18 protein-coding genes are annotated in these 17454 nt (G+C 34.3%); 10 read left to right on the plus strand and 8 right to left on the minus strand.

The genetic code is table 11. The annotated features are described in order from the left end of the window. Positions 1 to 9: 9 nt before the first annotated feature. Entirely contained in the window at positions 10 to 960 is a 951-nt protein-coding gene (locus tag WBG21_RS11015) for a GSCFA domain-containing protein (RefSeq protein WP_340077858.1), read from the minus strand. An 8-nt stretch (positions 961 to 968) separates the two neighbouring features. Next, positions 969 to 3581: an alanine--tRNA ligase gene (gene alaS, locus WBG21_RS11020; RefSeq protein ID WP_340077860.1), complete on the minus strand. Its 2613-nt coding sequence runs from the start codon at positions 3579 to 3581 to the stop codon at positions 969 to 971. A gap of 131 nt (positions 3582 to 3712) precedes the next feature. Between alaS and WBG21_RS11025 the strand changes: the two genes are divergently transcribed. From WBG21_RS11025 to WBG21_RS11045, 5 genes are read left to right on the plus strand one after another with little or no spacing between them, the layout of a single operon-like run. Beyond that, positions 3713 to 4690 (plus strand): M23 family metallopeptidase, encoded by a 978-nt coding sequence (locus WBG21_RS11025; protein ID WP_340077862.1) that lies wholly within the window; start codon positions 3713 to 3715, stop codon positions 4688 to 4690. After that, complete coding sequence (locus tag WBG21_RS11030; RefSeq protein ID WP_340077864.1) at positions 4690 to 5019, plus strand: MerR family transcriptional regulator; 330 nt, start codon at positions 4690 to 4692, stop codon at positions 5017 to 5019. Before WBG21_RS11025 ends, WBG21_RS11030 begins: the two co-directional genes overlap by 1 nt. Before the next feature lie 18 nt (positions 5020 to 5037). Continuing rightward, positions 5038 to 5637: a LemA family protein gene (locus WBG21_RS11035; protein ID WP_340077866.1), complete on the plus strand. Its 600-nt coding sequence runs from the start codon at positions 5038 to 5040 to the stop codon at positions 5635 to 5637. Between the two features lies 1 nt (position 5638). Next, positions 5639 to 6076 carry a TPM domain-containing protein gene (locus tag WBG21_RS11040; protein WP_340077868.1) on the plus strand — a complete coding sequence of 146 codons (438 nt, stop codon included), beginning with the start codon at positions 5639 to 5641 and terminating at the stop codon, positions 6074 to 6076. Then, positions 6057 to 6884: a TPM domain-containing protein gene (locus WBG21_RS11045; protein ID WP_413789402.1), complete on the plus strand. Its 828-nt coding sequence runs from the start codon at positions 6057 to 6059 to the stop codon at positions 6882 to 6884. The genes WBG21_RS11040 and WBG21_RS11045 overlap by 20 nt, the downstream gene beginning before the upstream one ends. Positions 6885 to 6891: 7 nt before the next feature. Here the strand turns inward: WBG21_RS11045 and der are convergent, their stop codons facing one another. Further along, complete coding sequence (gene der / locus WBG21_RS11050; protein ID WP_340077870.1) at positions 6892 to 8196, minus strand: ribosome biogenesis GTPase Der; 1305 nt, start codon at positions 8194 to 8196, stop codon at positions 6892 to 6894. A gap of 165 nt (positions 8197 to 8361) precedes the next feature. Here der and WBG21_RS11055 point away from each other — a divergent pair, with 165 nt between their 5' ends. The 4 genes from WBG21_RS11055 to lipB are packed head-to-tail and all read left to right on the plus strand — an operon-like array spanning position 8362 to position 10057. Then, complete coding sequence (locus WBG21_RS11055) at positions 8362 to 8520, plus strand: YqaE/Pmp3 family membrane protein (protein ID WP_340077872.1); 159 nt, start codon at positions 8362 to 8364, stop codon at positions 8518 to 8520. 6 nt (positions 8521 to 8526) lie between these two features. Next, positions 8527 to 8979, plus strand: a complete 453-nt coding sequence (locus WBG21_RS11060) for a hypothetical protein (RefSeq protein WP_340077874.1) — start codon at positions 8527 to 8529, stop codon at positions 8977 to 8979. Next, positions 8976 to 9323, plus strand: a complete 348-nt coding sequence (locus WBG21_RS11065; protein ID WP_340077876.1) for a hypothetical protein — start codon at positions 8976 to 8978, stop codon at positions 9321 to 9323. The genes WBG21_RS11060 and WBG21_RS11065 overlap by 4 nt, the downstream gene beginning before the upstream one ends. Positions 9324 to 9340: 17 nt before the next feature. Beyond that, positions 9341 to 10057, plus strand: a complete 717-nt coding sequence (gene lipB / locus WBG21_RS11070) for a lipoyl(octanoyl) transferase LipB (protein WP_340077878.1) — start codon at positions 9341 to 9343, stop codon at positions 10055 to 10057. A 12-nt stretch (positions 10058 to 10069) separates the two neighbouring features. Here lipB and WBG21_RS11075 read toward each other — a convergent pair whose 3' ends face one another. The 5 genes from WBG21_RS11075 to WBG21_RS11095 all read right to left on the minus strand — a co-directional run bounded on the left by WBG21_RS11075 (position 10070) and on the right by WBG21_RS11095 (position 15299). Beyond that, a complete protein-coding gene (locus WBG21_RS11075; RefSeq protein WP_340077880.1) occupies positions 10070 to 10408 on the minus strand; it encodes a hypothetical protein in 339 nt (112 codons plus the stop codon). Between the two features lie 128 nt (positions 10409 to 10536). Continuing rightward, positions 10537 to 11628: a lipoprotein N-acyltransferase Lnb domain-containing protein gene (locus tag WBG21_RS11080; RefSeq protein ID WP_340077882.1), complete on the minus strand. Its 1092-nt coding sequence runs from the start codon at positions 11626 to 11628 to the stop codon at positions 10537 to 10539. A gap of 79 nt (positions 11629 to 11707) precedes the next feature. After that, on the minus strand, positions 11708 to 11908 hold the full coding sequence (locus WBG21_RS11085; RefSeq protein ID WP_340077884.1) for a hypothetical protein: 201 nt from the start codon (positions 11906 to 11908) through the stop codon (positions 11708 to 11710). A 279-nt stretch (positions 11909 to 12187) separates the two neighbouring features. Then, positions 12188 to 14671, minus strand: a complete 2484-nt coding sequence (locus tag WBG21_RS11090) for a hypothetical protein (RefSeq protein WP_340077886.1) — start codon at positions 14669 to 14671, stop codon at positions 12188 to 12190. A 31-nt stretch (positions 14672 to 14702) separates the two neighbouring features. Then, positions 14703 to 15299, minus strand: a complete 597-nt coding sequence (locus WBG21_RS11095; protein WP_340077888.1) for a ribonuclease HII — start codon at positions 15297 to 15299, stop codon at positions 14703 to 14705. 88 nt (positions 15300 to 15387) lie between these two features. Between WBG21_RS11095 and WBG21_RS11100 the strand changes: the two genes are divergently transcribed. Continuing rightward, complete coding sequence (locus WBG21_RS11100; protein WP_340077890.1) at positions 15388 to 17316, plus strand: putative porin; 1929 nt, start codon at positions 15388 to 15390, stop codon at positions 17314 to 17316. Positions 17317 to 17454: the final 138 nt, after the last annotated feature.

Here is a 17454-nt window from a genome sequence, read left to right on the forward strand (position 1 = left end):
GTATTGGAATTAAAATACCATAAATGGATATTTTTCCTGAAGTTCTTTTGTTTTGTTTTTAATATTTTGTAGAAAAGTTTTATGTTGTTCCGAGTTTGGGTTAATAGGTCGGTGTGCTAATCCTTTTCGGACGGTTTCTATATCGTCCATCATAGAATAAATATGGGAAGTGATCCAGACGTGTTTAAATTTTTCCCAGATATAGTTGATTGCAATTGTGCTTGGGTGAATCATATCTTCTTTATAAAAGCGATAATCTCGAAGCTCATCCATCATAATTTCATAAGCAGGAAAATAAAAAATATTGTTTGACGGATTAATGAGTTGATGTACAGCAGCAATTAGGTGTGATTTGCTACGTTGATTTTCAATAAAACCATCTTTTAAATGTCTGACAGGAGAAATTGTAAAAAGAATTTTAGCATTGATATTAATAGCTTGAATACCCTTAATGCTTTTTTTTAGGCTTGTAGTTATTTCTTTTATAGGGGAGAGCTCTTTTGAAAATTTACATTGTGCAGCTTTATGACAATTGGCAACCAGTTCGTTGGTTTTTTTATGGCGATATCCCCATGCAGTTCCTAATGTGATGATGATATGCGAGGCATTTAATAGTTTTTGGTGCGTTGTTTGAATTGCTTTATTCAAATTAGAGATGGTATCTTCTTTTTTTGTGCTACTCAATATAGAATGTGCATCATATGAATGCCATTGATCATTCAAATAAAAAATATCTTTCTCTGTATATTGTTTATTGTGAATACTATTAGTAATAATACGTGCAATGGCTTCCGGGTGAAAAAGAAAGCCAAATGGGTTTTGAAGGTTTCGAAATTGATAATAAGTTAATTTACTTCCAATGTTCTCAGAAAAACATGATCCTAGCAATAATACCTTCGAATCATAATCAATTTGTTTTTCTTCAGGGTGGAGAGGAATGTTGGTTTGTAGCTTCATCATTTGAACCTCTATACAATATATTTTCTAGCGGCCGCTAATGCTTTTTCTATCCCTGCCGGATTTTTACCACCGGCAGTAGCAAAGAAAGGTTGGCCACCACCACCACCATTGATGAATTTTCCAAGTTCTCGAACTATTTGTCCGGCGTTGTATCCTTTATTGGTCACTAAGTTTTTAGAAATATAACAGGTTAGTATTGCCTTCCCTTCTTCTTCATTAGCAAATAAAACAAAAAGGTTATTATATTCATTGCCTAACTCAAAGGCTAGATCTTTGATTGCAGAAGCTGAAAGATCGATTTTAGCAACTAAAAATTGGATCTCATTAATAACCTCCAAGTTATTTTTTAAGCTGCCTTTCAGATTTTTTGCCTTATCTTTTAATAACGATTCCACTTGTTTGCGTAAAGCCTCATTGTCTTTTTGTAAAGAACTGATTACTTTTACAGGGTGTTTGGCATTATTTAGTATTTTTTTTACTTGGCTATATGCGTCAGCCTGATGCGTAAAGTGTTCTTTGGCAGCATCTCCTGTAATAGCTTCAATACGTCGTATTCCTGCTGCAATTGCACTTTCTGAAGTAATGATAAAATGCCATATGTCAGCTGTATTGGTTACATGTGTACCTCCACAAAGTTCTATAGACTTTCCAAAGCGTATAGTTCTAACGGCATCACCATACTTTTCGCCAAATAATGCAATAGCACCTTCCTCAATAGCTTTTTGATAAGGGGTTTCCCTATTCTCTTCCAATGGGATATTTTCTTGAATACGAGCATTTACAAAATCTTCTATTTGTTTGAGCTTATCATCGGAAACTTTTGAAAAATGTGAAAAATCAAAACGGAGTGATCCATTGTGTACCATAGACCCCTTTTGCTCTACATGTGTTCCTAAAATAGTCTTTAGTGCCTGATGTAATAAATGTGTTGCCGAATGGTTAGCGGCAGTTCGGGCACGTTGTTTTTTGTCAACGATTGCTCTAAAGGACTCTTCAGGGTGTCGGGGTAAATTTTTTACATAATGTACAATGAGATTGTTTTCTTTTTTTGTGTCTATGATGTATACTACCTCGCCATTTTTAGCCTCTAGGTAACCTTTATCGCCTACCTGTCCACCACCTTCAGGATAGAAAGGGGTCTGATTAAAGACTAGTTGAAAAATAATCCCTTCTTTTTTAGAACTGACTTTGCGATATCGGGTGATTTTAACCGTTGTTTCTAACGTATCGTAACCCACAAACCCTTTTTCGTTCTCATCAGATAATAGTTCCCAATCTTCTGTAGAAATAGCGGTAGCGGCCCGTGATCGTTCTTTTTGTTTTTGTAGCTCTTTATTAAATCCCTCTTCGTCAAGCTTGTAGCCACGTTCTCTTAAGATCAAAGCTGTCAGGTCAATAGGAAAACCATAAGTATCATATAACTCGAATGCTTTGGCTCCATCTACTACATTGTTTTTGGTTTTTGAGATGATACTATCAAGTATAGCAAGGCCTTGTTCCAATGTTCTTAAGAAAGATAATTCTTCTTCTTTGATTACATTGGTGATAAGATTCTTCTGTGCTGTTAACTCCGAGAATGTGCCTCCCATTTGCTTACTCAATGTGTTTACAAGCTTGAAAATAAAAGGTTCTTTTCTGTCTAAAAAAGTAAACCCATAGCGTATGGCCCGTCTTAAAATACGACGAATGACATATCCTGCACCGGTATTGCTAGGAAGTTGTCCATCAGCAATGGCAAAGGCTACAGCCCTTAAATGGTCAGCAATTACCCGTATGGCAATATCTTTTTCTTCTTCTTTTCCATAAGAAATACCACATATAGTTTCAATTTCTCTAATCAACGGTGTAAAAACATCCGTATCATAATTACTGGTAACATTTTGTAATACCATACAAAGTCTTTCAAAACCCATTCCGGTGTCCACATGGTTAGCAGGTAGCTTTTCAAGGCTTCCATCTGCTTTTCTATTGTATTGCATAAATACCAGGTTCCATATTTCCACAACTTGTGGATGGTCTTTGTTGACTAATTGTTTTCCGGAAATTTTTTCTTTTTCGCTCTCAGAACGTATATCAACATGGATTTCTGAACAAGGCCCGCAAGGCCCTTGATCGCCCATTTCCCAAAAATTATCTTTTTTGTTTCCTAAAATGATACGGTCTTCAGGGACAATCTCTTTCCAGATATTATAGGCCTCTTTATCCATAGAGAGCCCATCTTCCTTAGCTCCCTCAAAAACAGAAACGTACAAGGTGTTTTTGTCAATTTTGTATACTTCGGTCAATAGTTCCCATGCCCATTCTATAGCTTCCTTTTTAAAATAATCACCAAAACTCCAATTACCCAACATTTCGAACATAGTATGGTGATAGGTGTCCATGCCTACTTCTTCAAGATCATTGTGCTTTCCGCTTACCCTAAGACATTTTTGTGTATCTGCGATCCTATTGTTTTTTGGCACAGCGTTGTTCAAAAAATACTCTTTGAATTGGTTCATCCCTGCATTGGTGAACATCAATGTAGGGTCATCTTTTATTACGATAGGAGCAGAAGGTACAATAGTATGCTTTTTGTTCTTAAAAAACTGTAAAAAATGTGCTCGTATGTCTTGGGATTTCATAATAAAGTCTTAACCTCGTTATAGATAAAAGTAACTGATAAACAATTTTTATATATTTGTTTGTTATGCAATAACTACTGCTTGATTGGTAAAATCAGGCTGGATGTGCAAAAATAGGATATTTTTGAGTTATGTCTAAAGTAAAATATTATTATGATTCGGATACACTTTCGTATCGAAAAATAGAACCTAAAAAAGGAAGAAGACTTAAGAACATTGTATTGTTTATGATAGGGTCCATGCTTTCCGGGTTTATAGGATTGTTTTTATTGTTGAATACAAGTTTAATAGATACCCCTAAGGAGCTTTCACAGGAACGGGAACTTAAAAACTATGAATTTCAGTTTGAGATATTAAACAAGAAGCTTGCCCAAATAGAAGAAGTTCTTGCTAATATTGAAGACAGGGACAATAATCTATATCGGTTGTATTTTGAGGCTAACCCGATCCCTAATGCACAACGCAGGGCAGGTTTTGGAGGAGTAAACAGGTATAAATCACTGGATGGTTTTAATAATTCGGATGTAATTATTAATACCACAAAACGTATTGAAACTCTTCAAAAACAGTTGGTAATACAGTCTAAATCACTGGATGAGATTACAAAATTGGCAACAGAAAAAGAAAAATTATTAGTGGCTATTCCTGCTATACAACCTGTTAATAATGAAGATTTAAGTCGGATGGCCTCTGGTTATGGATGGCGTTCAGACCCATTTACAAAAGCCCGAAAATTTCATTGGGGGATGGATTTTACAGCTCCTAGGGGCACACCTGTTTATGCCAGTGGGGATGGCGTTGTAAAACGAGCAGATAACAGATCGGCAGGTTACGGAAGGCATATTCGTATAGATCATGGATATGGTTATGTAAGCTTATATGCACATTTGTCTAAATATAATGTGAGACGCGGACAAAAAGTAAAGCGAGGAGACCTCATTGGTTTTGTGGGTAGTACAGGAAGATCGCAAGCTCCTCATTTGCACTATGAAATCTTCAAAGACGGAAACCGGATCAATCCGATAAATTTTTACTACGGAAGCCTTACAGCAGAAGAGTTTGAAGCCATGTTGAAAATTGCAACTCAAGAAAACCAATCACTCGATTAATGTATATAAACCTTCCTGAAAAACGATATTACAGTATTGGAGAAGTAGCCAAGGCATTTAAGGTAAATACCTCCCTAATTCGTTTTTGGGAAAAAGAATTTGATGAAATACAGCCTAAGAAGAATGCCAAAGGTAACCGAAAGTTTACCCCGGAAGACATTAAGAACCTTCAGCTCATTTATCATTTAGTAAAAGAGCGGGGATTTACTTTAGAAGGTGCCAAGACCCATCTTAAAGAAGAAAAGAAAAAAACGCTTTCTAATTTTGAGATTATTCGTAAATTAGAAATGGTAAAAACAGAACTTCAAAAAATAAAAGAACAACTTTAATATTTTAAAATCAACAATATGAAAAAGTGGCTTATCCCATTAATTATACTAGTAGTGCTTGCCTTTGGTATATACCGTTGGGCTGTAGGGTTTAATAACAATGCTATCCGTTTAGGGGAAAATGTTTCAGAATCCTGGGGAAATGTACAAACAGCTTACCAACGAAGGAATGATTTGATAGGGAACCTAGTAAAAACGGTGCAAGGTGCAGCGGATTTTGAGCGTACAACACTTAGAGAAGTTATTGAAGCACGCTCTAAAGCTACTTCGGTAACTATAGACCCCACGAATATTACACCAGAACAATTGGCTAGCTTTAATGAAGTGCAAGGAGGGTTGAGCAATGCGCTTTCCAGGTTGTTGGTTGCTGTAGAACGGTATCCCGATCTAAAAGCCAATCAGAATTTTCTAAAACTGCAAGATGAACTCACAAGTACTGAAAACACCATCCAAACAGCAAGAGTACGCTTTAATGAGGCCATAAAACCATATAATACGCACGTAAAAACGTTTCCAAATTCTATATTAGCAGGCTGGTTTGGTTTTGAAGGAAAGCCTTATTTTGATGCTGAACCTGGAGCAGAAGAACCGGTTGATGTGAATTTTGAATTCAATTAGCATGTCCAATGTTGAAGATTTTTTAACCCAAGGGGAAGAGCAAGAAATTGTTGAAGCAATCCGTATTGCTGAAAAAAATACCTCTGGAGAAATACGTGTCCACATCGAAAAGCACACTGACGAAAATATCCTTGCCCGGGCAGCAGAAATGTTTCATATATTGAAGATGGACAATACCAAACAAGAAAATGGTGTGTTGATATATATTGCCGTTGAAGATAAAACATTTGCCATTTATGGAGGGAAAGGAATTGATGAAGAAGTCCCTAAAGGATTTTGGGACAGTACCAGGGATGTGATGCAGGCTTGTTTCAAAAAAGGGGCTTTTAAACAAGGGATCATCGAAGGAGTTTTAAAGGCAGGTGAGGAACTGCAGCAACATTTTCCATGGAACCATAATGACAAAAATGAACTTTCCGATGAAATTTCCAAAGGATAACTTGTTAGGCTATAAAATGAATTATCGCTTATTGTGGGTGGTTATTCTTGGGCTTTTAATGTTTGAGGTTGGCTATTCACAATTCACTATTCCCGATAAGCCTTCTATTCAAACCAGTGTATATGATTATGCTGATTTGCTCAATAACGATGAAGAAAAAGCACTAGAACAGAAACTTCTTAAGTACTCAGATACCACTTCTACACAGATAGTAGTGGTAACTATTGCGTCGCTAAAAGGTGAAAATATTGGGCTGTTAGCCCCTAAATGGGGCCATGAGTGGGGTGTTGGCCAGAAAAAGGAAGATAATGGCGTTTTTATTTTATTAGCTGAACAAGAACGAAAAATATGGATTTCTCCGGGATATGGTGTAGAGGACCGTTTAACAGCAGGTGTCACCGGGGAGTTAATTCGGAATATTATTATCCCTGAATTTAAAAAAGGAAGTTATTATAACGGATTAGATAAAGGTACTGATGCGATATTTGAAGTATTGACAGGGGCTTATAAAAATAAACCCCAGCTTCGTGCTGAAGATATCCCTATAGGAAAGATTGTATTTGTAGTGATCTTTTTTATTATCATCTTTTTTGTTATTTTAGCTGCCATTTTTGGGAAAAAAGGAGGTAATGGTGGTAATAGGGGCAAAAGATCAGGGATAGATCTTACTGATATTATCATTTTGAGCAGTTTAGGACGTGGAGGTTTTGGAAAATCTTCCGGAGGCAGTTTTGGAAGTGGTGGTGGTTTTAGCGGCGGTTTTGGAGGAGGCGGTTTTAGTGGTGGTGGTGCAGGAGGAAGTTGGTAATCTTTTATTATTTTTTCCTGAAATATATCTGGATGGGAACACCATGAAAATCAAAATGCTTTCGCAGGTTGTTTTCCAAAAACCGTTTATAGGGCTCTTTTATGTATTGGGGTAAGTTGGCAAAAAAAGCAAACTGTGGACTTGGAGTAGGTAACTGTGTGCAAAATTTTATTTTAATGTGCTTTCCTTTATTTGATGGTGGAGGTGTTTTTTCTATAATTGGAAGCATAAGGTCATTTAGTTTTCGGGTAGGGATGCGTATTGAACGATTTTTATAAACGTTTACTGCTGTTTCGATAGCCTTAAAAATTCGCTGTTTAGTATGTGCTGAGATAAAAACAATAGGAACGTCTGTAAACGGTTCAATTTGTTTTCGGACGTATTTTTCAAAATCACGCGTACTATGTGTTTCTTTTGCTACTAAATCCCATTTATTTACCAGAATAACAATTCCCTTTTTATTGCGTTCTGCTAACCAAAAAATATTCGAATCCTGCCCTTCAAACCCTCTTGTAGCATCAATTACTAAAAGGCATACATCACTGTGTTCAATTGCTCTTACTGAACGCATTACCGAGTAAAATTCAATATCTTCTTTTACCTTGGCTTTTCTCCGTATCCCTGCAGTATCTACTAAATTAAATTCAAATCCGAATCTATTGTATTTTGTATCAATGCTATCACGTGTAGTCCCTGCAATATCTGTAACAATGTAGCGTTCTTCTCCTAAAAGTGCGTTAATAAAAGAAGACTTTCCGGCATTAGGCCTTCCTACTACAGCAAACCTAGGAAGGGCATCGGTTATTTCCTCTTCTTTTTCAGGTAAGACAGTCACCAATGCATCCAATAAGTCACCAGTCCCACTTCCGTTAATGCTTGATATGGTATAATAATCACCCAGTCCTAACGCATAGAACTCAGTAGCATCTGCCTCTCGTTTTGAGTTGTCCACTTTGTTGATGACCAATAAAACAGGCTTTCCTGATTGCCGTAACAATCGTGCAACGTCTTCATCCATACTGGTAATACCAGCCTCTACATCTACTACAAAAAGAATCACATCGGCCTCGTCTATAGCCAGTTGTACTTGTTTGTCAATCTCTTTTTGAAATGTATCGTCACTTCCCTGTACATAACCTCCGGTATCAATAAGTGAAAACTCCCTGCCATTCCAATCACTTTTTCCATAATGGCGATCGCGCGTAACACCACTTGTAGCATCTACAATAGCCTCTCTTCGCTTTATCAATCGGTTAAAAAGCGTCGATTTACCTACATTAGGCCTTCCTACAATGGCTACAATAGTACTCATGTGTTTTCTTTTGTGGGGCAAAGGTAGTATTTCACAATAATAAAAACCCTTTTCATGGTTATTTTTGAATAATTTGGTTTAAGTAGAACGAGATAAGTGTTAGCTGCTATTTTCATGAAAATATTTTGATTAAATTTAGGGCATAACATTTTATAGGATGTTGCAATGAGTATATGGCGTGTTTTGTTAGCAATTATTTTCCCTCCACTTTCTGTAATTGATAGGGGGTGTGGTTCTATTGTTATTGTTTTTTTGCTATGGATATTTGGCTGGGTCCCCGGTGTTATTGCAGCATTAATTATTCTCAATAATCCCAATAAATAGCATGAAATGAAAAAGACAATTCTAAAATCCGCTATATTACTATTAGCTATTATTGCTTTGGCAAGTTGTCAGATACGCGAAGAGATAACTTTTAATGAAAATGGAAATGGTATCTATGCCATTACCATCGATATGTCTGAATTAATGGATATGAGTATGGGAAGTGAAGACATGGGTAGTATAGAGCAGACAGATACTGTGTTTGATTTTTCTAAGATTGTAGCACAACGAAGAGACAGCATTGCCAAACTGTCTAAAAAAGAACAAGAGGTCTACAATGCATTAAAATTGATGAGTGTGAGCATGCGGACAGATACCATAGCTAAGAAAATGGAGATGGCTGTTCAGTATAATTTTAAAGATGTATCGGATGTAAAAGCGTTTGCAGAGATGTTGAATGATGTACAGTTAAGAGAACTGAATGTGGTAGAAGATTTTATAGGAAATAATACAGTATGAATGAAAAAGATACTTCTGAAGAAGAAAACAAAGAATTTAAAGCCTTTGAAATGGCAGCATCTTTCCATACCAGTTTCTCTCGAAGGGGATTTAAAAGGGTTATAACTGAGGAAGCAGAGGCAAAAGCTATAAAAGAGAGGGGTACTACTATGACAGCAGATAATGCTTTTGCCAATATGATTACTTTTAAACAGGTATATAGATTTCCGTATAGGGTTAAAGAAGTAAAAGGAAAAAATGCTTTAATTATGCCTGATTTTAAAGGAGTAGAGGTAGAGGCAAATATGTTTCAGATGAATAGCGATCCGCATTTCTTTGACGTGGAAGTAGTGTTTGAACAATAAGCGATTCTTAGGAAGTCATGAATAAAGAAGTACAGGTAGAGGATATTGGCTATGTAGATTATAAGGAAGCTTGGGATTACCAGGAACAGTTATTCAAGGGTATTCTTGATGCAAAGGTGAAAAACCGACGGGAAGGTATAGAATTACCAACAAGCAACTATTTCTTATTTGTAGAACATCCACACGTATATACACTAGGGAAAAGTGGCGACATCGAAAATTTGCTACTGAATGAACAACAACTTGCGGAAAAAGGAGCTACTTTTTATAAGATAAACCGAGGGGGCGATATTACTTATCATGGCCCAGGACAAATTGTGGGCTACCCGATTTTGGACTTAGACAATTTTTTTACCGATATTCATAAATACCTTCGATTTTTGGAAGAAGTGATTATTTTAACCTTGGCAGAATATGGTTTAAAAGCCACCCGGAGTAATGGAGAAACGGGTGTGTGGTTGGATGTAGATACTCCATTTGCCAGAAAGATATGCGCTATGGGAGTACGTGCTTCCCGTTGGGTAACGATGCATGGCTTTGCATTAAACGTAAATGCCAATTTGGGTTATTTTGACAACATTATTCCTTGTGGGATACGTGGCAAGGCAGTTACCTCTTTGAACGTAGAACTAGGGATAAAAGAAGTTGCTATGGAAGAAGTAAAAGAAAAAATCCTGAAACATTTTTCAGTTCTTTTTGAAGCAGTTCTTAAAAAGGAAAAATCCCAAACATAATTTTGTTGCTTCTCAATCTTCTTTTATGGTTATTTTTTGAATGATTATCGGAACACAGCTTCCCTTTGTAATTTCATCATAATTAATAAGGAACGTGCTTTCTGACGCATTTAGCATATCAATTTCAAAATTTCCGGAAATGGTATTAAGCTCGGAAGCAGGCAGTGATATTTGTTCATTTCCTTCTACCATTTGAAAGGTGACAGAGGACAATGTGTTATTGGCCATCTCTGTTTTAAAAACTCTGTAGAGTGCTTCTAAGTTGACATATTCACATTTCCCTCCTGTTTTTTGATTGCAGCTTGTAAGAACAAGAAATGCAAGTGTTAAATAAGTAGTAATGATTTTCATACTATTTTAAGTTAATAAGCTTATTTATATTGTGCCATTCAAAATCAATGTTGTTTTAATTGAGATAGCAACGGATCCGGATATCAGAGATGATATTAACTAAGTTAGAAACACACTAAAATCCTTAATTAATAATCCTTCAAAAAATGAACTTTATAACGAAAGAATCTGATTAAAAGAATAATTAAAATAAAAATAACTAAAAAATATATTTCATAAGTTATTCTTTGACCATAAAAGAATGAAATAATAATGAAAAGACAATTTAAAATTATTAAAAATTTTAAGAAAAAGCTTTTTAGCAAATTATAGTTAAGAAAAATTAAAAAATATAATGGATTTGCCCACAAAATATTCAAGTTGCCTTTACTGTATGAATGATTTGTGAAAAACCATAAAAAAATTAGGCTAATGCCTATAGAAGATATAAGTATAAAGAACGGAATATCAAAGATGTTATTTTTAAGTTTTATAACATTTCCAAACATTAGGCGTAAAATGATAAGTAATATAATTACAGCTGCAGGGGAGAATAAATAGTTTTTTTTTTCTTTTATCTTAAAGGATATTTTATGATCTCTTATTTTTGAATTATTTAAAAGTTTATTGAAGTCAAGAGGAAGGAAAATTCGTTCACGAAAACTTAATTTTCTATCTGAAGGTTTTCCTAATAAAATATTTAAAGTAATTCTAAGCCATTTATGATGATTAAGATTCTTGTTTAACCCTTCTCTATAGGTTTCGGAAATGTTCTTGTTTTTGAACATTATGCTATCAAGCTCAAAAAGTTTTACAAGTTTAGTAGTGCAATTGTTGTCAAAATAGTTATAGGAATATTTTTTTTTAGTCAAATCAGCGTTTATCTCATTGATTATTTTTAGCTTATTATCTTTACTCAGATTGATTTTATCTTCACTGACGGATCTATCTTCTAAATAATAAAATTCAAAAAATTTTTTTGTGTTTGTCAAACCAACTTCATACTCTAAATTTCCATAGAGAAAATTTTTAATAAAGTTTTTTTCTTCGAAAGAAAAGATTCCATAATTTACAACAATATCATTATCATGATTTTTTAACCTTAAAGCCGAATGTCCAAATAAACTGTAAAGGTCACTTCCTGGTTCACAAGTCAGAATACTAAACTCATATTCGTCTTTGTTTTGAGATTGGCTATATGCTGATAGTGAAATTAAAAATAATGCAATAAAATATTTCATCTATAAGTTTGTGTTGAGATGATAAAAATAATAAATGGTAGAATTTTTCTACCATTTATTATTTTATGGATTATGAATATCAAAAACAATTTTCATGCCTCCATTGGAGAGTATTAGTAGCACATCCAATGATTAATTCTCCACTATAAACATTAATGCAAGAAATTGCAATTTTTCCAGTCTCTCCGCAACTGCCTTTACCATTAATAGATTTCAACTCTTTACGTGTTAGAATTTTAGCAGAATTTAAATTAAATCTTTTTAAAATTTTGTTTTCCATTTTTTTCTTTTTTAGAATTAGAAATTACCTGGTCGTTTAAGGATACCCAAGACTCATATCCATTTAATAAATAATTTTTAGAGGTTAGTTTTTTGTTCAAAAATAAAGTTTAAACTTATTAAAAATATTTTTATTTACATATAAAGATCGTAAAAAAAATCTAAAAACGTAATATATATCATCTTATAAAATAAGATTTAACTTTCACTTTATAATGAAATCATCATTTTAAATGTTTTATCATGGTAACAATTTACTAGAAAAAGAAATTTTGAAAATTTAATTAATCCGGTACACCAAAATAGTATCTTTCTCCCCTTGAACAACAAACTCTATTTTTTTATCATTGTCCATGTCTGTCATATCAATAAGGCCGGTTCCGTATACAGGGAAATTCGGGAGCAGCTTTCCGCTACTATCAAAGATACGTACTTGATTAGCCTGTATGTCTGTTAGCGCCACATAAATTTTATCATATAGGTAAAAGATAGAAGGAGGGGTGTATACCCCGAAATCTAATTCAATACTTTTATCTTTTATGGTCAAAATATTATCAGAGAGCGTGACTAATGTTCGGCTAGTAGCAGCTATTTTATGGTTAGCAGCCAGCTTCATATCTATTTTAGAAATATTTCCATTACGGTTTATCTGAATTCTTTTCCCGGTTTTGTTTGTAGTCATAAACGTATTTTGGTAAAAAAACACTTCATTTTCAGAAAAATCAAAAGTTTCGTTTACTTTCACGCGTGTATTACCCCTTCGGTCAAGAATGTTTAGCGTTCCATTGTTTTCTGCTATAACCAAATAATCCTTATTTCCGACCCTAAAATGCTGGGGTGTTCCCACAATAACCCCTTTAGTTTTTGTAAACGTAAACCCAGGGATAATTTTTCCATTCCGATCATACATTTTCACCCCTTTGCTAACTCCAAATACGAAACGATAGTTTTTGTTTTTATCATAATCAAATACGGCCAGTGGCGAACTGATAGTCTGCTGAAATTTTAAAGGAAAAGGAGCAACTTCATTCCCATTTCGGTCTAGAATTTGGAATTCGTCATCCGTAACAAAAGCCAATTGTAATCGACTGTTCCTATATAGGTCCACCTGATGTATTTTCCCTTTTACAGGGCTGTTCAGTTTCTTTTTCCATAACACTTTCCCTTCATTTGAGATGAGATATAAATTATTTTCGATGTCCTGGACAGCTATTTCCTTTTTCCGTGTTCTATGATTGGTAACAAATTGTGGTTTTCCTGAAATAGCGGCATCTAATTTTATATTTAAAAGCTGGTATACCATCCCCGGACTATCCTTCTCTTTAATGTTTTTTACAATCACATTTGTATGTAGAAAATGCTTGTCGGCCACAAACTGGATAACTATATGGGGATAACTTTCCAAATTTAATTTCGTGATGTCTTTGGAATATGCATCAGTAATGTTTTTTGAGATAAATTCTTTAAAATTAGGATTGTTGCCAACAATCAAAATAGAGGCTTTATCATTTATTGAAAGCATCATTTCATTATAAGAAGGAATAGTTGCTATGGTAGATTGATTTTGATGGTTTGCAATAATATTATGAAGTGGCGTAATAGTATCAGCAAAAACAATAAAATTATCGATAACCACATAAAACTTGGAAACAATGTTTTCAATGAGTGGTGAAAATGTATCGACTAAAAGAGTGGTGTTGCTAAATTCATAAATAGGAACACCTCTATGCTCATCAGCCAATACAAGCTCTTTGTCTATAGCAGCTTTTATAGCTTCAGGATCTGTATAATGTACCGCAATCACTGTATTACCGTCATTATAAATGAGCCCCATTTCATCGGAAAAATCAAAAAAGGTATTCAGTTTTCGAGGAGCTTTTAACCGTTCTTGATATGTGATAATGTTTTGCTGTAATGTTTCCCAATCACTATACGTATATGAGATAAAACCATCTGCTGTGATGGGAGTAATGCTAGCCAGTAAGTTTTTTTGAGGGAGTGTCCCATAAAACAGAGGTGCAATTTTTGAGGTAGAATCTTTGGAAAACGACACACCGTTAAACGATAATGCATTGTGGTCAATAGTGGCATCCAAAGCGACCCAATCAGCAAACTTTTTAATACCGGCATTTTTCTTTTTGGGAAAATAATCGTCCAACAAAGAAAGTGTTTTTGTGAGTCTAAGAATAACAGAAGCCGGTTTATTGCTATTTGTGGTATTATATATTTTTTGTAAATCTTCATTTACCCGAAAGCGGTTAGATCGTGATTGCCGAATAATATTTTCAATAATTAACTGAGAAGAGGAACATACAATGACGCCATCTAAGGAAACACTATACAAAATCTTGTTGTCTATTTCTGTTTTGGTAACTGAGGCAGTTTCATATAAAAAAGAAGACTTGGAAATATCATTTATAGAATCCAAATCAAATAAAGAAGCTTCTTCCTTGGCAACCAAAGTATATTCATAAACATCTTTTCCAACTTCATTAAAAGACAATAATAGCTCATCTTCAGTCTCAATATATTTAAACAAGCCTAAAAATTCGTTAAACTCTTTATATAATTTTGTTTCTGAGGTCAATTGAAGAAACGCATTGTTCTTTAGCTCATTTCTAAAAGTTTGTAAATCATTTATCTTTATAATGGCCATAGCGTCTTGAGGCAGGTAATTAAGAAGAGAAGAAGATGATCTATCAGTTGTTTGACATGAAACTATTACAAGAGAGGCAGTTATTAAAATGCATAGAAGGGTCTTCATGTACACGATGTTTGTTACAAAAATAATAAACTCAAAGCTCTAAGGATAATTGTTCCGGTAATAATCGAAAGCTTTTTCGATGATATTTTGTGCTACCATACTTTTTAATGGCTTCCCGGTGTTCTTTTGTTGGATATCCTTTGTTTTTTTTCCAGTTGTACATGGGGAATTCCTCATGAATATTCAACATATAAGCATCCCTGTATGTTTTCGCCAATACAGAAGCAGCAGCAATACTCATAAACTTACTATCGCCCTTCACAATGCATTCATAAGAGATGTTATTAAAAGGCTTAAATTTATTTCCATCGACGATAATGAACTCCGGTGTTTCTGAAAGCTTATTCAATGCTTGGTGCATACCATAAATAGAAGCATTAAGAATATTTATCTCATCAATAACTTCCGGGTAAATATGTACTACTCCGTAACAAATTGCTTGTTGTTCAATAATGGGGCGTAGTATGTTACGTTTCCCTTCCGATAATTGTTTAGAATCGTTAAGGATGCTATTCTCAAAATTTGGAGAAAGAATAACAGCAGCAGCAGTAACAGGTCCTGCCAAGCAACCTCTACCTGCTTCATCTGTTCCGGCTTCCATGCAGTTATTAAAGTATGGTTTTAACATGTTGATGCAAATAATCCACTAAATAACAAAATAATATTAAAAAATAATTCGCCCAAAAAACATACTTTTGCCTTTCAAATAAGTATACATGGCATTTCGGTTACTTTTGGCATTTTTTATATGCTCCATTGCAACTTTTGGGCAAGAAAGACCATTAATAAAAGAGATAGATACTACACGCACAAAAGTAACTCCTGAACAAGAAGTAACAATAAAAGACTATAAAATTGTTTCATACCAAAGAGATACTACACACTTAGATACTACTTTGACCATTCAAAAAGAATACAAATACAACTATTTACGGAAAGATGATTTTGAACTACTTCCTTTTTCCAATGTAGGGCAGCCATACAATAAATTGGCATATAACATTCAAGAAAAGAACTTTTATCCACAACTAGGTGCAAAAGCCAAGCATTATAGTTATATGCAAAAAGAAGATATTAATTACTATAATGTACCGACACCTACTACTGAACTATTTTTTAAGACAGTTTTTGAGCAAGGACAATTAGCAGATGGGTTGATAACGTTAAACACTTCCCGAAGGTTTAATTTTTCCATAGCGAATAAAGGACTGCGGTCATTAGGAAAATATCAGCACATCCGTTCCAGTATAGGGAATTTTAGGATGACGGCTAATTATGTAACTAGGAACAACCGTTATGCACTTCGCGTTCATTTTGTCTCTCAAGACGCTACAAACCAAGAAAATGGGGGGATTATAAATAAAGAGCAATTTGAATCAGGAGAAGATGAATTTACGGACCGATCTAGAATAGATGTCGCTTTTCAAGATGCGGAAAACCTTTTGGTTGGTAAACGGTACTTTTTAGACCATATATATACCATTAAGCAAAAAAAAGATTCTCTTTCCAGTTCTGAATTAAAGATTGCCCACGAAATTAACTACGAAACCAAATTTTATCGATATGACCAAACTAGGGCAAATGATATATTTGGAGAAGCATTTCAAGCTAGAAATATTTTAGATAGAGCCCAGCTAAAAGCGATGTACAATCAATTAAACCTTCAGTATACCAATAACACACTAGGAAGAATAACAACTAAAGTAGCAGCGTACAACTACAATTATTTTTTCCGGAGTATACTATTTACAGACGATGGAGTAATTACCAATCAACTAAAAGGAGATGAATTTGCTGTAGGAGGCACATGGCTTAAAAAGATTGATAAATTAACCCTTAAAGCGGATGCCATGACAACCCTCTCAGGAGATTTGGGAGGCACAGCTATTGACGCAACATTGTCCTATCAGCTTGATAACGAAAATAAAATAACAGCTACTATCTTTTCAAATTCAAGAATGCCTAACTTTAATATGCTGCTCTATCAAAGTAATTATAAAGACTACAATTGGCAGAATACAGAAAACTTTATAAAAGAAGAAGACAGAGGAATAAGCCTTGTATTCAATTCAAAAAAATGGGTAAACATAGAAGCAAGTTATACCCAGATGGATAATTATACCTATTTTGCTTCAGTAACCCAAGAGCTGGGAGATACTATTCCGGAAATAATTCCCTTTCAAAATACGGAACCCATAAATTACCTAAAAGTAAAACTCAATAAAGAATTTAAAATAGGCAAGTTTGCATTGAATAATACAGTCATGTATCAAGCAGTCAATCAAGAACAGGAAATATTCAATGTTCCGGAACTGGTAACAAGAAACACACTGTATTTTTCAGACCATTTATTTAACAAAGCGATGTTCCTGCAAGCTGGGGTCACATTCAAATACTTTTCAGAATACTATATGGACGGATATAACCCATTGCTTTCTGAGTTTTATTCTCAAAACCAGGAAAAACTAGGTGGGTTTCCATTAATAGATCTATTTATAAATGCGAAAGTACGTCAAACACGAATATACCTGAAAGCAGAACACCTTAACTCCCCATTTACAGAACCTAATTTTTATTCAGCGCCAAACCATCCATACAGAGACTTCACAATTCGTTTTGGACTTATATGGAATTTCTTCATATAGAAGTCAAATTCTAAAAAGAAGTTTACAAAATAAACTCCATAAAATATTGATTTTGAAAGCTTTTTGAGGGCTTAAAAAATATTTTCAAAAAAACATTTAAAAAGATTTGTTGAATAGTGGGATAGTTTTCTATATTTG

Source organism: Leptobacterium meishanense (assembly GCF_037645805.1).
Lineage (GTDB): Bacteria > Bacteroidota > Bacteroidia > Flavobacteriales > Flavobacteriaceae > Leptobacterium_A > Leptobacterium_A meishanense.

Excerpts from the sequence above, each read along its gene's own strand:
- WBG21_RS11040 (WP_340077868.1), top strand. The coding sequence starts at position 5,639 with ATGTCCAATGTTGAAGATTTTTTAACCCAAGGGGAAGAGCAAGAAATT.
- der (WP_340077870.1), bottom strand. The coding sequence starts at position 8,196 with ATGAGTACTATTGTAGCCATTGTAGGAAGGCCTAATGTAGGTAAATCG.
- WBG21_RS11095 (WP_340077888.1), bottom strand. The coding sequence starts at position 15,299 with ATGTTAAAACCATACTTTAATAACTGCATGGAAGCCGGAACAGATGAA.
- WBG21_RS11035 (WP_340077866.1), top strand. The coding sequence starts at position 5,038 with ATGAAAAAGTGGCTTATCCCATTAATTATACTAGTAGTGCTTGCCTTT.
- WBG21_RS11090 (WP_340077886.1), bottom strand. The coding sequence starts at position 14,671 with ATGAAGACCCTTCTATGCATTTTAATAACTGCCTCTCTTGTAATAGTT.
- WBG21_RS11065 (WP_340077876.1), top strand. The coding sequence starts at position 8,976 with ATGAATGAAAAAGATACTTCTGAAGAAGAAAACAAAGAATTTAAAGCC.
- WBG21_RS11075 (WP_340077880.1), bottom strand. The coding sequence starts at position 10,408 with ATGAAAATCATTACTACTTATTTAACACTTGCATTTCTTGTTCTTACA.
- WBG21_RS11045 (WP_413789402.1), top strand. The coding sequence starts at position 6,057 with ATGAAATTTCCAAAGGATAACTTGTTAGGCTATAAAATGAATTATCGC.
- WBG21_RS11030 (WP_340077864.1), top strand. The coding sequence starts at position 4,690 with ATGTATATAAACCTTCCTGAAAAACGATATTACAGTATTGGAGAAGTA.
- WBG21_RS11080 (WP_340077882.1), bottom strand. The coding sequence starts at position 11,628 with ATGAAATATTTTATTGCATTATTTTTAATTTCACTATCAGCATATAGC.
- WBG21_RS11060 (WP_340077874.1), top strand. The coding sequence starts at position 8,527 with ATGAAAAAGACAATTCTAAAATCCGCTATATTACTATTAGCTATTATT.
- lipB (WP_340077878.1), top strand. The coding sequence starts at position 9,341 with ATGAATAAAGAAGTACAGGTAGAGGATATTGGCTATGTAGATTATAAG.
- WBG21_RS11055 (WP_340077872.1), top strand. The coding sequence starts at position 8,362 with ATGAGTATATGGCGTGTTTTGTTAGCAATTATTTTCCCTCCACTTTCT.
- alaS (WP_340077860.1), bottom strand. The coding sequence starts at position 3,581 with ATGAAATCCCAAGACATACGAGCACATTTTTTACAGTTTTTTAAGAAC.
- WBG21_RS11085 (WP_340077884.1), bottom strand. The coding sequence starts at position 11,908 with ATGGAAAACAAAATTTTAAAAAGATTTAATTTAAATTCTGCTAAAATT.
- WBG21_RS11025 (WP_340077862.1), top strand. The coding sequence starts at position 3,713 with ATGTCTAAAGTAAAATATTATTATGATTCGGATACACTTTCGTATCGA.
- WBG21_RS11100 (WP_340077890.1), top strand. The coding sequence starts at position 15,388 with ATGGCATTTCGGTTACTTTTGGCATTTTTTATATGCTCCATTGCAACT.
- WBG21_RS11015 (WP_340077858.1), bottom strand. The coding sequence starts at position 960 with ATGATGAAGCTACAAACCAACATTCCTCTCCACCCTGAAGAAAAACAA.